The sequence below is a fragment of the Iamia sp. genome, from assembly GCF_035575815.1.
GTDB lineage: Bacteria > Actinomycetota > Acidimicrobiia > Acidimicrobiales > Iamiaceae > Iamia.
Map to the genome: position 1 here is coordinate 1 of NZ_DATLXO010000026.1, position 12,876 is coordinate 12,876.

14 protein-coding genes and 1 pseudogene are annotated in these 12,876 nt (G+C 68.5%); 8 read left to right on the forward strand and 7 right to left on the reverse strand.

All coding sequences use genetic code 11. From position 1 onward, the window contains the following. The first annotated feature begins 124 nt into the window (after nt 1–124). The 4 genes from VNL12_RS02265 (at nt 125) to VNL12_RS02280 (ending at nt 4,045) form a co-directional block, all read left to right on the forward strand. Nucleotides 125–820 (forward strand): IS3 family transposase, encoded by a 696-nt coding sequence (locus tag VNL12_RS02265; protein WP_325591151.1) that lies wholly within the window; start codon nt 125–127, stop codon nt 818–820. 123 nt (nt 821–943) lie between these two features. Then, nucleotides 944–1,513: a cupin domain-containing protein gene (locus tag VNL12_RS02270; RefSeq protein WP_325591153.1), complete on the forward strand. Its 570-nt coding sequence runs from the start codon at nt 944–946 to the stop codon at nt 1,511–1,513. Further along, a complete protein-coding gene (locus tag VNL12_RS02275; protein ID WP_325591154.1) occupies nt 1,485–3,110 on the forward strand; it encodes a class I adenylate-forming enzyme family protein in 1,626 nt (541 codons plus the stop codon). The genes VNL12_RS02270 and VNL12_RS02275 overlap by 29 nt, the downstream gene beginning before the upstream one ends. Continuing rightward, a complete protein-coding gene (locus VNL12_RS02280) occupies nt 3,107–4,045 on the forward strand; it encodes a fumarylacetoacetate hydrolase family protein (RefSeq protein WP_325591155.1) in 939 nt (312 codons plus the stop codon). The genes VNL12_RS02275 and VNL12_RS02280 overlap by 4 nt, the downstream gene beginning before the upstream one ends. Nucleotides 4,046–4,112: 67 nt before the next feature. Here the strand turns inward: VNL12_RS02280 and VNL12_RS02285 are convergent, their stop codons facing one another. From VNL12_RS02285 to VNL12_RS02295, 3 genes are all read right to left on the reverse strand, one after another. Continuing rightward, nucleotides 4,113–4,916 carry an MBL fold metallo-hydrolase gene (locus tag VNL12_RS02285; RefSeq protein ID WP_325591157.1) on the reverse strand — a complete coding sequence of 268 codons (804 nt, stop codon included), beginning with the start codon at nt 4,914–4,916 and terminating at the stop codon, nt 4,113–4,115. 204 nt (nt 4,917–5,120) lie between these two features. Continuing rightward, on the reverse strand, nt 5,121–6,716 hold the full coding sequence (locus VNL12_RS02290) for a class I adenylate-forming enzyme family protein (protein WP_325591159.1): 1,596 nt from the start codon (nt 6,714–6,716) through the stop codon (nt 5,121–5,123). Beyond that, nucleotides 6,713–7,393, reverse strand: coding sequence for a GntR family transcriptional regulator (locus VNL12_RS02295; protein ID WP_325591161.1), 681 nt, complete (start codon nt 7,391–7,393; stop codon nt 6,713–6,715). Before VNL12_RS02295 ends, VNL12_RS02290 begins: the two co-directional genes overlap by 4 nt. 219 nt (nt 7,394–7,612) lie before the next feature. Between VNL12_RS02295 and VNL12_RS21125 the strand changes: the two are divergent. The 3 genes and pseudogenes from VNL12_RS21125 to VNL12_RS02305 form a co-directional block, all read left to right on the forward strand. Continuing rightward, nucleotides 7,613–7,891 (forward strand): annotated as a pseudogene (locus VNL12_RS21125) (hypothetical protein); the annotation flags it as partial. Then, nucleotides 7,854–8,609 carry a hypothetical protein gene (locus VNL12_RS02300; protein ID WP_325591162.1) on the forward strand — a complete coding sequence of 252 codons (756 nt, stop codon included), beginning with the start codon at nt 7,854–7,856 and terminating at the stop codon, nt 8,607–8,609. The pseudogene VNL12_RS21125 and the gene VNL12_RS02300, both read left to right, overlap by 38 nt. Before the next feature lie 556 nt (nt 8,610–9,165). Continuing rightward, nucleotides 9,166–9,411 (forward strand): helix-turn-helix domain-containing protein, encoded by a 246-nt coding sequence (locus VNL12_RS02305; RefSeq protein WP_325591164.1) that lies wholly within the window; start codon nt 9,166–9,168, stop codon nt 9,409–9,411. On the opposite strand, the gene VNL12_RS02310 is transcribed toward VNL12_RS02305, so the two are convergent. The 4 genes from VNL12_RS02310 to VNL12_RS02325 all read right to left on the reverse strand — a co-directional run bounded on the left by VNL12_RS02310 (nt 9,366) and on the right by VNL12_RS02325 (nt 12,592). After that, on the reverse strand, nt 9,366–11,000 hold the full coding sequence (locus VNL12_RS02310; protein ID WP_325591165.1) for a recombinase family protein: 1,635 nt from the start codon (nt 10,998–11,000) through the stop codon (nt 9,366–9,368). The genes VNL12_RS02305 and VNL12_RS02310 overlap by 46 nt on opposite strands. A gap of 55 nt (nt 11,001–11,055) precedes the next feature. After that, nucleotides 11,056–11,217, reverse strand: coding sequence for a hypothetical protein (locus VNL12_RS02315; RefSeq protein WP_325591167.1), 162 nt, complete (start codon nt 11,215–11,217; stop codon nt 11,056–11,058). A gap of 197 nt (nt 11,218–11,414) precedes the next feature. Next, on the reverse strand, nt 11,415–11,798 hold the full coding sequence (locus VNL12_RS02320) for a DUF3024 domain-containing protein (RefSeq protein WP_325591168.1): 384 nt from the start codon (nt 11,796–11,798) through the stop codon (nt 11,415–11,417). A gap of 2 nt (nt 11,799–11,800) precedes the next feature. Then, on the reverse strand, nt 11,801–12,592 hold the full coding sequence (locus VNL12_RS02325) for a hypothetical protein (protein ID WP_325591170.1): 792 nt from the start codon (nt 12,590–12,592) through the stop codon (nt 11,801–11,803). A 72-nt stretch (nt 12,593–12,664) separates the two neighbouring features. On the opposite strand from VNL12_RS02325, the gene VNL12_RS02330 reads away from it, so the two are divergent. Next, on the forward strand, nt 12,665–12,876 hold a 212-nt coding region (locus tag VNL12_RS02330), incomplete at its 3' end, for a hypothetical protein (RefSeq protein WP_325591172.1).

Sequence of the window (12,876 nt, forward strand, 5' to 3'; positions counted from 1 at the left end):
CCTCCGAGGGCTCGACCCCGCCCACGTCGACGCCGTCGCCGCCATCATCAACGGCCAACGCCGACGGCTACTGGACTACGACAGCCCCGCTGCCCTCTACGCTGCCGCCACCGTGCAGTGACCGTTGGAACTGGCCGTGCCGCGCATGTACAAGGCGCTCCGCAAGGCCGGCCTGGTCGTGAACCGCAAGCGGGTCGTCCGCCTGATGCGGCGCCACGGCATGGCCGGGCGGTTCCGGCGCCGCAAGTGCCGCACCACCTTCCCCGGCCCCGACGGCTATCACATCCCCGATCTCCTCGGCCGGGCGTTCGCGCCCGGCCGCCCGGACGTGGCGTGGTGCCAAGACATCACCTACATCCCCACCCGCGAAGGTTGGCTGTACCTCGCCTCGGTCCTCGACGTCGGTAGCCGCCGGCTACTGGGCTACTCGATGGCCGATCACATGCGCACCCAGCTCGTGCTCGACGCCCTCGCCATGGCCATCGCCGCACGAGGCGGTGACAAGGCCGTGGCCGGCGTGATCGCGCACGCGGATCGCGGTTCGCAATACACCTCGAACGACTACGTCGACTTCTGTCAGGACCGCAAGATGCGCCCCTCGGTCGGGCGCACCGGGGTGTGCTGGGACAACGCCGTCGCCGAGTCGTTCTGGGAGAGCCTCAAACGCGAATGCCTCCAGGGCCGCGTCTTCGCGACACGTGCCGAGGCCCGCCGGGCGATCTTCCGTTGGATCAACTGGTACAACACGACCAGGCTGCACAGCACCCTCAACCACGTAGCCCCCCTCGAGTGGGAACAGCAGTACCAGCAAGCGTCATAACCACCCGTCCGGCCAACGGGGAGATGCCCACCCCCTTGTGTGGATCCTTCCGGCGTAATAATCTGCAATCCACAGAATTACTAGTCCCGCCGGGACGAAAAGACCCCACAGGAGGAAACCAGCGTGAACTCGGACCCCGGAGAAACCATGATCCAGCCAACCCGCCGTGTGGTCACCGGCCACGACGCCCAGGGCCGATCGATCATCCTGTTCGAAGACCACGCCCCCAACGTGACCGAGATCAAGGCCTGGCCTGGGACGGGCGTGACCGAGCTGTGGGTCACCGACGAAGCCCCAGCCGATCTCGATGGCACAGAGGACCGGTCGTTGCGACCCATGGCGCACGACCCGGCACCGCTCGGCACGATCTTCCGTGTCGTCGAGATCCCACCGGAGTCCGCAGATCGAACGATCGACGCCGAGGGGGCCTTCGAGGAGCTCGGCAGCCGGAACCGCCCTGGCGCCGAGGCCAGCGCCAAGCACCCGTCGATGCACCGCACGGACTCGATCGACTACCTCGTCGTCATCTCCGGGGAGATGACCATGGTCATGGACGAGGGCGAGACGCTGCTGCGACCGGGAGACTGCATCGTGCAGCAGGGCACCTACCACGCCTGGGTGAACACCGGGACCGAACCGTGCCTCCTGGCCGCAGTACTGATCGATGCCAAGCCGCCCACGATCCTGCGCTGAAGGGGCGACCGTGAGAGCGGGGGCCACGTTTCAAGCTCGCTGGGACCAAGCCGCTATCGAGCTCGAGGACCATGACTTCTTGGTCTTCGAATCCGCCGACGGCCGAGTCATGCGTTACTCCTACGGCGGGATGGACGGGCTTGTCGCCGCGGTTGCCGGCGGGCTGGCTGCCCTCGGGGTGGGCCGCGGCTCGGCGGTGCACCTCGTGCTGTCGAACTCGCCGGCGTTCGTGGCCACGTGGTTGGCCTGCGCACGACTGGGAGCATGGATGGTCCCCGCCGATCCTGACGCGAGCGAGGCCGAAATAGCCCACCAGGTCGCCCGGATCTCGCCAGTGGCGGGGATCTGCACAAGCGCACGGGCCGACGCCTACCGTAGGTCTGTGGCCTTGGCTGGAGCGGCCACCACAGTGGTGGCCGTGGACGAGGACGACACTGAGCTGTCACCGCTGCGGGGCCCCGCAGCCTCGGCCAACCCCGTCGATCCCTCGACTCGCCTGGCGGTGATGTTCACGTCGGGAACCACCGCGACACCCAAAGGCGTGGAGCTGACCCAGGGCAACTACGCCTTCGCCGGTGATGTCATGGCCATGGCCTCGGCGCTGTCCCGGCACGACCGTCAACTGGTCGTGCTGCCGCTGTTCCACGCCAACGCCCAATACTACTCGTTCGCCGCCGCCATCTCGGCGGGAGCCAGCGTAGCCCTGGTACAAGCGTTCAGCGCATCCGGGTTCATGGGGCACGCTCGGCGCCACAACGCAACCCACACCTCGCTGTTCGCCGCGCCCATCCGCATGATCCTGGCCCGCACGCCGCCCGACACGGCCCCGCTCAAACTCCGGCACGCCTGGTTCGCCCAGAACCTGTCGGCTGCCCACTACGAGCAGATCAGCCATCTCCTCGGGTGTCGCCCCCGCCAGATCTATGGCATGACGGAGACCCTCCCGGCAGTGCTGTCCAACCCTCCCGTCGGATCGCTGGAAAGGTCGATCGGCGTGCCCACGATCGGCTGCCACGTACGGGTGATGGACGCAACGGGACAGCGGGCTCGTCCCGGCCAGGTCGGTTCGATCCAGGTGGGCGGGCACCCCGGTGCCACCCTCTTCCTGCGTTACCTGGACGACCCCGCGACCACCGCGGCAGCCATCGTGGAGCGTCACGATGACGGCTTCGTCTGGTTCGACACCGGTGACCGGGCCACCGTAGACGAGGACGGGTTCCACTACTTCGACGGTCGGAGAAGCGACACGCTCAAGGTTGGCGGGGAAAACGTCTCGATCGGCGAGGTGGAGCACGTCATCGCCGAGCACCCGGCGGTTTACGAGGTGGCGGTCATCGGTGTCCCCGATCCCCTGCGCGATGAGGTTCCTCACGCCTTCGTGGTGCTGTCCGCCCACGAGTCCCCCGATGTGGTCGACGACATTCGCCGCTTCACTGACGAACGCCTGGCCGGCCCCAAGCGGCCTCGTGTCTACACCGTCGTCGACGAGCTGCCCCGCACGTCGGTCGGCAAGATCCGAAAGTTCCTGCTTACCCCGTCCGGCACCGACCCGGCGGGCGAGCCCAACCACCACTACACCAGGAGCACCGAACCATGAGATGGGTCACCTACCGCAGCACTGACGGCACCGAACGCGCTGGCCTCGTGATCGACGGCCGGATCCACGGCCTGGCACCAGGCACCTCGGTCATCGACCTCCTGGGCGACGACGGGCAGCGGATGGCCGAGGCCGCCTCGCGGGCCACCGATGACCCGGGCGAGGTGATCGATCTCGCCGGGGCGAACCTCAGCGCGCCCGTCCAGCCGCCACAGCTGCGCGACTTCCTCACGTTCCTCGACCACCTCCGCAACGTCCAGGCCGCCGCCCAGATCGCGCTGGACCCGGCTTGGGAGGAGATCCCCGCCTTCTACTTTGCCAACGTGGCCGCCGTCATCGGGCCCTACGACGACGTCCCCATCTCCCCCGGCTCCGAGTGGTTCGACTACGAGCTCGAGGTCGCCGCCATCATCGGCAAGGAAGGCTCGGACCTGCACCCCGAGGAAGCGGACGACCACATCGTCGGCTTCACGATCTTCAACGACTGGAGCGCCCGGGACCTCCAGCGGTACGAGATGAAGCTGAGCCTGGGCCCGTCCAAGGGCAAGGACAGCGCCAACACGCTGGGCCCGATGCTCGTCACCAAGGACGAGCTCGAGCCGTATCGGCGCGAAAACTCGTACCACCTGGAGATGAAGGGCTTCGTCAACGACGAGCTCATGAGCCACGGGTGGATGGACCAGATGGACTGGTCGTGGGGGGAGATCGTCTCCTACGCCTCGCGAGGCACCAGGGTCCTCCCCGGTGACGCCATCTGCTCCGGCACCGTGCCCACGGGCTGCCTCTTCGAGCACTTCGCCGCCAAGGGCCCGGACGACTTCGGCGGCTGGCTCAAGCCCGGTGACGTGGTGCGGCTCGAGGTCCAGGAGCTGGGAGCGACCCGTCAGGAGGTGCTCCCGGCCCCTCCGGTCCATCGCCTGCGCACCGGCTTCTGACCATCGGGCCCGGCGGTCAGGACTGCGGGGCACTTAGATAGCGGGACTGGACGGGCGTCCCGGTAGTTCAACCCCTACTCCGAGCGCTGTCATCACCAGCCGCGGAATCGGAGTTCACCGCCACTCGTAACAGGTCCACGCCAACGTGGACAGCTCCGTCGTAGCCCCCCGCCCTGACGTCCGTGACGAAGGCCTCGGCATCTTGATCATCCAGCGGTGGTGGGACGAGGTGGGTGAGCACGAGCTGTCCGATCTTCGCCCGGGCCGCAAGCCCACCGAGGTCGATGCTGTCGGCGTGGATGTCGGCCACGAACTCGAACGGTGTGCCCACCAGCGGCGCTCGTCGGCAGATCTCATGGACCACGATGTCGGCCCCGCTGGCGAGAGCCTCAAGCTCAGGACAGACGCGGGTGTCACCACTCACCACCACGGACCCTGAAGGCGTGTCCACCCGATAGGCCACCGATGGCTCGATGTGTCGTACGGTCACCGCGCGCACGGTCACCTCCCCACGCTGCCACACCACTATGGGCTTGTCGGATCCGTGAAAGGTATGCACATCCATGATGGGCACCGAGGCGCGTCCGGCGTGGCGGCGCCGCTGGTCGAGCTCCTCGTCCCAAGCATCGAGCAGGCGGCCCAGCAGCCGGGCTCCCGGGCCATCGGGTGTGTAGATCGGGAGGGGCTTGTCAGCGAGAGTGATCCAGCGCGTCATCACCAGGTCGGGGACACCCACAAGGTGGTCGGAGTGATGGTGGGTGACGAAGAGGACGTCCAGTGACGCCAGGGGCACCTCGGCAGCAGCGAGGCGCATGGTGGTCGCCCGGCCGGCGTCGAACTGCAAGGCCCATTCGCCGGCGAGCACCAGCACCCCGGCGCCGGCGCGGTCCGGAGTGGGGGCCGGGGTACCCGTCCCCGTCACCACCACCTCGAGCACGCCCTTCCTCCTTCAGTACTGGACCGGTTTGTGCCACGGCTACGGGACCATCGATGTTCGCCGGAGACCGATCTCACTCGGAGACTGATTCTACAGAATATAGCGAGCCCGGCCCTCAGGCGACGCCTGCGGGGCGGTTCACTCCTTGCGTTCGACCTGGTAGGCCTGAAGCTGCCGCTTCAACACCTTTCCCGCCGGACTGCGGGGGAGCTCCTCCAACAGGACCATTGTGGATGGGACCTTGTGCTCGGCCAGCCTTTCCCGGACCCAGCCGAGGATCTCGTCCTCTGTCGCGTCCTTCTCACTTGGACGCAGCACCACGAAGGCGCAGATCGACTCGTTGCCATCAGGTCCGGCGACTCCGACGACCGCGACTTCGAGCACCGAGACGTGCTCGAGCAGCACTCGCTCGATCTCCGCGGTCGAGACGTTGTCCACCGCCGGTTTGACGAGGTCGAGCCTCCGTCCGAGAAACACGTACCGGCCATCGCCGTCGACCACCATCTGGTCGCCGGTGCGGAACCACCCATCGTGGACGCTGTCCTCCATGAGCTCTGGGTGGCGCAGGTAGCCGGCCGGCAACGTCACCCCGACCGCCCCGTGGACCTCCAGCTCGCCTCTCTGTCCCTGCTGCACCTCCTGGCCGGACCGGTCCACGACCCGCACCCGGGACCACAGCGTCGGCCGGCCGAGCGTCCCGTTGACCCGGGGCCCGTTGACCGGTTCGCTCAGCGTCGGGGCCAGGGTCTCGGTCAGGCCGTAGACGTGCAGCAGCGGTGACCCGAAGCGCCCCTCGAACTCTGATCGTTCCCCCGTCGCGATCTGCTGGGCGAACATCGTCACCCGAAGCCGGTTGTCGTCGTCCTCGATCGATGACGGTGTGGACAGGATCTGGCGGATGTGGACCGTGAAGAGACTCGCCAGCGTGGCTTCGGAGGTGCGGGCGAGGCGTCCGAAGTCCTCGGGTCGAAATCCGTCAACTACCACAGCAGAGGCGCCGCTGGAGAACGCCGACATGAGGGAGTAGCCCAAGGCGTTCATGTGGAACAGAGGAAGCGAGATCAGCCAACGGTCAGAGACCCGCATCCGCAGGTGCGCCGAGACGGCCTCCCCGGCGAAGGTGAGGTTGGCGTGGGTGAGCATCGCCCCCTTCGGCCACCCCGTCGTGCCTGAGGTGTACAACACGGCCGCCAGGTCTGAGCTCGATAGGTGGGTCGCGGCACTCAGCGGATCGGCAGCCGCCAGCGCGCCGTCGAAGTCCAGCGTGTCGTCGGCGGCTCCGCCCACGGAGAACACGTGCCCGATCTCAGGGGCCATCTCCCGGGCGGCTCGCACAACGGGGACCAGATCGGCAGCCGCGATGCTCACAGTGCACCCGGCCTGGGAGGCTATGAAAGCCACGTCGTCCACGGTCGCTGAGGGGCTGGTGGGTACGGCGACGGCACCCAGCTCCGCGCACCCCAGGAACGCGGCCACGAACTGCCAGGTGTTCCGCAGGTGCAGGTGCACCGCCTCACCTCTCGATACCCGTACGGAGTTCAGCAGGGCGCCGACTCGCCGTGCGAGCTGGTCCATCTCTCCATAGGTGATGGTCGTCGGCGGACCCTCCAGTGCGGGAAGCACAAGGAAGGGTTCATCACCCAGCTCGGACGCCAACCACCGGAGACGTCCCCGGAGCGTCTCCGGTGAGCTGGACGCGGCCGGGCGCCTGTCGAAGGTGTCGGGCACGGTCATTCGCGGCCGACAGTAGTCCTCGCGCCGTTTCCGGCAACGGCGACGAGGTAGCACTCGGCGAAGGCGTTGACCTCTCGCACGATGGCGTCGGCCGCCTGATCGGCGTCACCATCGAGGACGGCCAGCAGGAGTCGCCTATGGCCGAGCACGAGCTCGTCCTTGTCGATGTGGGCGACCGTGGCGCTGCGGTATCGGGCTTCCTGGTCGCGCACGGTACCGGCGAAGCGCCGCAGCCTTTGGGAGTGGCAGGTGCTGGTGAGGGCATCGTAGAACGCCCGATACGCCTGTTCGCTGGACCGCCCATCGGGGGGTTTGTTGTTCCACGACTCCAGCAGCTCGGATGAGCGGGCGGTGATCGCCTCCCGCCACTCCGGGCTGGAGGCAGCGATGGCGTGGCGAACCGCCAGCGGATCGAGCAACGAGCGCAGCTCGGTCAGCTCGCTACAGTCGGCCGTGGACAGGCTCGTCACCCGGGCCCCACGCTGGGGCACGAACTCGACCAACCCCTCGCCGGCGAAGCGGTGGAGGGCCTCCCGGAGCGGCGTCGGACTGACCAAGAACCGCTCGGACAGCTGCGCCGTCAGGAGCCGCTCACCGGGCTCGAGGTCGCCGTTGAGGATGGCGCTGCGCAGCTCCGCTTCGACCCACTCGGTCCGGCTGACCGGACCGTTCGCCATAAGAACTCCTCTCGCGAGCTTGTCATACTAGTGGTGTTCGGCGATCGCCGGGTGGAGGTTACCGTACGGTTGGGAAGCTTCCGCTTGTTGCGGTGTAGCGGCCGATCAGCCTCACCGGATGGCGGTCGGGATCGTCCGTCGAGACTGGGGATGGGCGTCTCACCGCCGGGCGGCGTATCGGATCGGGACTCGACGGGTCGATCGACCATGATCAGGGGCATGGCAGAGCACCCGAGCGTGACAGCGGGGCTGGAGGAGATCCGCCTGCACGACACCCGACGTCGCGCCGTCGTGCCCTTCAAGCCCGTGGAGCCCGGTCGGGCCGGCATCTACACGTGCGGGCCCACCGTCTACGCGCCCCAGACCCTGGGCAACATGCGCCCGCAACTGTACCCCGACCTGCTGCGCCGGGTGCTGGTGGCGGCGGGCTACGAGGTCACCTATGTCACCAACATCACCGATGTCGGGCATCTGGTCTCCGACGCCGACGAGGGCGAGGACAAGCTGGAGCGGGCGGCCGCCACCTCCGGCGAGGAGGCCCGCCGACATCGCCGCCCGGTACACGCAGCAGTGGGCCGACGACCGGCGCCGCCTCGGTTGCCTCGAGCCCGACGTGATGCCGAAGGCCGCCGACCACATCGCCGAGCAGGTCGCCATGGTCGCCACCCTCGAGGGACAGGGCCGCACCTACGTCATCGCCGACGGCATCTACTTCGACACCTCGACCTTCCCCCGCTACGCCGAGTTCGCCGGGCTCCGCCTCGACGACCTGGAGGCCACCGGACGGGTCGAGGCCATCGCCGCCAAGCGCCACCCGGCCGACTTCGCCCTCTGGAAGCTCACCCCGCCCGGCGTGGTGCGCCAGCAGGAGTGGGACTCGCCTTGGGGCCGAGGCTTCCCCGGCTGGCACATCGAGTGCTCGGCCATGGCCACCAAGTACCTCGGCGAGCGCTTCGACATCCACACCGGCGGCATCGACCACGTGCGGGTGCACCACACCAACGAGGTGGCCCAAAGCGAGTGCGCCCTTGGCGTGCACCCTGTGGGGACGTGGCGCGACCGAGAGCGGATGATCCGGGACCTGCAGCAACAGCAGAAGCAGATGGAGCGCCAACTCCAGGACGCCAAGCGGCTGCCCGACTCGTCCCGGCTCCAGGGTCAGCTGGGCAACTCCATCCAAGGAGCTCCGGCTCACGGTGGACCGCCAGAGGTCTGACCTCAAGGTGCTCGCCCGCCACATCAACGATCTCCGGCGCATGCGTTGATCCTCCAGGGGGCCTGCCTCGTGGCCGGTGCGGTCCTCGTGATCGCCGCTGGCTCGGCTGGCGGCTCAGCAACAGGCGGTGGAGCCTCCCCGCGGCGGCAGGCGTCGCTGTGTGCGGCCCCAACATGGTCCGCATCGGCCACAACGGTGTGACAGCCGCCGGTTTCGTCGGCTTCGTCGCCACCGCGCTGGTTCGTGGCGGTGGCGGCGTGGTCGTCCGAACGGCTCCGATCCCGGCCTGGATCTCGCCGAGTCCACCTTCTACGCAGACCGACGCCGGACGCCGTCGCTGCGGGCCATCCGCCATGCCTGGCTCACCGACATGATCCCCCAGGTCCACATCGCGTCGCGAGGCGCCTACGGCGCCCGCCGGGTCCACGCTGAGGCTCACTCGTCTTGGTGGTCGTTGTCGCCTGGCGGGCGGGCGTTGGTGCATTCGTCGTCGACGGAGCGACCTGCACTGAGTCGGGCAACACCGCGCGCGGACGTTGCGGGTAGATTCATCAGAATGACCGACAAGGGTGATGAGTGGCTGTCAACCGCTGAGGCGGGCAAGGCGATCGGCATCACGCCGCGGACGTTGTACCGGTTCATCGATCAGGGTGACCTGCCTGCGTATCGGTTCGGTCGGGTGATCCGGCTGAAGCGCAGCGAGGTCGACACGTTTGTGGAGTCCCGTCGGATTGAGCCGGGGACCTTGTCGCACCTCTACCCCGACCCGATCGAAACAGAAGAGGACACGGGCGAGGGCTGAATCCGGCACCGCTCGATGCAGGAGCGAACCGCCGAGACGGTGAAGCGTCGCCGTCCGTTGCGCTCGACGGCATCGAGGTGCCCCTCAGCCACGAGCCGGTTCAGCACTCTCGGGCCGATGCCGAGGTACGCAGCGGCCTCGGCATTGCTCAGCTCCTGGGCGACTCTGCGTTCGCGGTTGAGCCGCCGGGGAACCTCCGCCATTCGGGTCTCGATGTGCGCGGGGCCACCTCGATGCCACCGGGGGTGGATCCGAGCCGGGTACCAGACACCGTTGCGTGCGGGTGCCGGCGCGATCGTGACCCAGGCCAGCTCGGTCCCGATGACGCCTCTTTGCGTGGCCGGGGGGAGCTGATCCCACAGCTCGGCGGCGGCGGCCAGTGGCCGGCCCGGGGGGAACCCCGGCGGGATGGTGCCAGCGAGCGCCGCGCCGGTGACGGCCAAGAGGTCGTCGCGGGCTCGGACCCACTCGGGGTAGGTGATCTCGGCGGGCACGTAGTACCGGCGGTTCAGCTCCCGCAGTCGGTCGCTCTGGTCGTCGAGAGCGCGCACAACGTTGTCGGCGCTCCGGCGATCGACCGCGATCCGGTTGTTGTGCGGCGCCCTGGCCGTCAACCGGGCAAGAACAGCGGTCTTGGCCCACTCGTCGAGGGCGAGGCGATCGATGCTGAGCCGCCCACACCCTCGCGGCGGCGGGCACACATAGGACGGCAAGTCACGACGGCCTCGAGAGACCATCGGGGTTCCACAACGACCGCAGCGCACCCGACCCTGCAGCAACGACGGCGACGGGCGGCGGTGGGCACCCCCCGGCCTTCCCGCCAAGGTGTTGCGGACCTGCGCTGCGGTGAGCGGGTCGAGGATCGCCGGCCAACAACCGGTGGCGACGACCTCGCCCAGATAGGTGCGCTCCCCGACGAGACGCCGGGACTGCAGCATCGACCGCAGCCCCGTGGTGGACCAGGGGCGCCCGGTGATCCCGGTGACACCCCGCGCCCGCCACTCCCGGGTGATCGCCGTGGGCGACTCACCGTCAAGAACCCGGTGAGCCGCCTCGCGAACAAGTGCCGCTTCGTCCTCAACAACCCCGGTGAACCCTGCGGTGTACCCGAATCGGCGAGGGCCCCACGGCGCCAGCCCCGCCTCGGCCACCTCCCTGTTCTTCGCCTTGAGCCGGATCGACCTCACATCCGATTCCAGGCCTGCGAAGGTGACGAGTAGGCGGATCACAGCCACCCCCACCGGATCGGAGCTGTCGACCGGCTCGGTCGCGGAGATCACCGCCACCCCACTGGTCCGACACACCGACCAGAGCCGCTCGAAGTCCGACGGAGAGCGGGCGAGCCGGTCCAGACGCCACACGAGGATCGCATCGAAACGGTGGCTGACGGCGTCACGGAGCAGCCGTTCGTAGCTCTCCCGGGCCACGCCGGGCCGATACGCCGACCGGTCCTCATCCGCGTACACCTCGACCACCCGCCAGCCCCGGGCTACCGCGACCTGCCGACACAGCCGCTCCTGGCGACGGATCGACGCCTGCTCGACGTCTTGCTTGCTCAACCGCACATAGACGCCGACCAGATTCGTCACCACGACCACGATGAACCCATGAGCACCGATCATCAAGCGACGACCAGATCTGCGCTCAGGGGCGCCGGGCTGCGCCGTAGGCCCGCGACGCCGACCGGAGCCCAGCAGCCCCTACCGCGTCAGCCCACGGGCCGAGGCGGCGCACGATGCACGCCTCGGCGGGCACCAGCTCGTCCTGCTCGGCCCTCCACACCCTGTAGGCGACGGTCCGCAGCACCTCAACCCCCAAGTCGTCCCCGGCTCGTCGGAGCGCGTCGAGGCACTCAGCATCCGAGAAGTGGTGCCAATGGCGGACCGGGGGCACAGGCCGGGGTGCCCCCCCCCTCAGCCTCAGAGGCACACCTCAAAGCGGGGACAGCGCCTGCAGCACTTCCCGGTGGGCGCGGGCCCTGTCGTGGGCCCCCGCCGCAACAGTCAGCGAAGGACCACCCCACACACAAGGATGACCCCCGACAACCGCCAGCCCGGGCGGCGAGCGGCGCCTTCCCGCCAAGGTGTTGCGGACCTGCGCTGCGGTGAGCGGGTCGAGGCCCCGTAGCGGTGGAACTTGCTGTTGCGGTCGGGCCAGTGGAGGGTCCACACGCCCGACGAGCCCGTGTATCGGAGCCGGGCGATCTCCTGGCGGGTCCACCCGGGCCCGAAGTCCTCACGCCACGGCGGCCGGCAGTCCAGGATCGTGAGTGCTCGGGGATCCACGTCCATCTCGACGCGCATCTCGTGAATGTGCTCGCCGATCCGCTCGTTCTGCGCCGCAACCCAGCGGCGCACCCTGGCGACATCGGTCTCCGGGAGCGCCACGCCTACGCCCTTCCTCGCATTCGGTACTTGCCACGCCCGACTCGCTCGAGATCGTCGTAGGCGACGGCGTGGTGGGCGGGTGCTTCCGCACACATGCGGGAGACGATCTCGGTGCAGATGGTGTGATCGGGATAGCGGTCTGTGACAGCGAGGACCTCCTGCACGACCTCGACCGGGGTGAAGACCGCCCGACCGTGACGACGGTGCAGACGACCAAATGCGGCGAGGATCTCGGCTCGACAGGTCGCTTCTCGCCCCGCGACAGCGCCCCGAACCGCGTCGCCGACCTCCGGCGAGGCGGCTGGCGTCTCCACCCGCTCGTCCAACACGACGTCGACCGGATGGTGCGGAAGGACGAGGTCGACCGAGCCGCCCTCGTTGACGAAGTAGACGCCGAACCCGAGCAGGCCGAACGAGACCTCGGTTCGCTGCACCAGCTTCTCGTAGGTGATGAAGCGCGGGAAGCAGATGGCGATCTCGGCGTCGGGCCGTTTGTCGCGCAAGAGCATCATTCCGAGCAGGGCGTGGGAGAACCACTGGCGGGCCTGGTTGGTGGGCTGGGTCGGCTTCGGTTGCCCTCGCCTGGGCCCGTGGTCGTACGTGGTGTTCGGGAAGCCCTTGACCTCGATCGCAAGCCACCGATGGTCCCTGGTGGCCAGCAGGTCGATGCCCGGGGCCTTCGACTCCGTGTCCGCTGCCTCGCGAACATCCCAGCCCTCGTTGGCGAAATGCGCGGCGAGGGCGTCTTGGACGTGGCCCTCCCAGAACCAGGGGCGGTCGCCGAACGTGGTCACGCGCAGACGGTACGCAAGAACCGTCACGGCTGCGTCGCTTACGGTGGCGGCCATGCCGGGAGGGCGAGGGCGGTGACCAACAAGAAGGCGTTGAGCGAGTCGGACATCTGCGACCGCTTCATCACGCCTGCGGTCACCAAGGCCGGATGGGCGGCGAACCGGTGGCGGAGGGAGTTCGGGTTCACCGACGGCCAGATCATCGTGCGGGGCAAGCTCGTCGCCCGGGGCAAGCGCAAGCGCACCGACTACCTCCTCTTCCCCACCCCTGACCTGCCGATCGCCCT

Bases quoted from the DNA above. Each gene is read 5' to 3' on its own strand.
- VNL12_RS02275 (WP_325591154.1), top strand. From the start codon at position 1,485: ATGCCAAGCCGCCCACGATCCTGCGCTGAAGGGGCGACCGTGAGAGCG.
- VNL12_RS02280 (WP_325591155.1), top strand. From the start codon at position 3,107: ATGAGATGGGTCACCTACCGCAGCACTGACGGCACCGAACGCGCTGGC.
- VNL12_RS02290 (WP_325591159.1), bottom strand. From the start codon at position 6,716: ATGACCGTGCCCGACACCTTCGACAGGCGCCCGGCCGCGTCCAGCTCA.
- VNL12_RS02295 (WP_325591161.1), bottom strand. From the start codon at position 7,393: ATGGCGAACGGTCCGGTCAGCCGGACCGAGTGGGTCGAAGCGGAGCTG.
- VNL12_RS02300 (WP_325591162.1), top strand. From the start codon at position 7,854: ATGTCGGGCATCTGGTCTCCGACGCCGACGAGGGCGAGGACAAGCTGG.
- VNL12_RS02305 (WP_325591164.1), top strand. From the start codon at position 9,166: ATGACCGACAAGGGTGATGAGTGGCTGTCAACCGCTGAGGCGGGCAAG.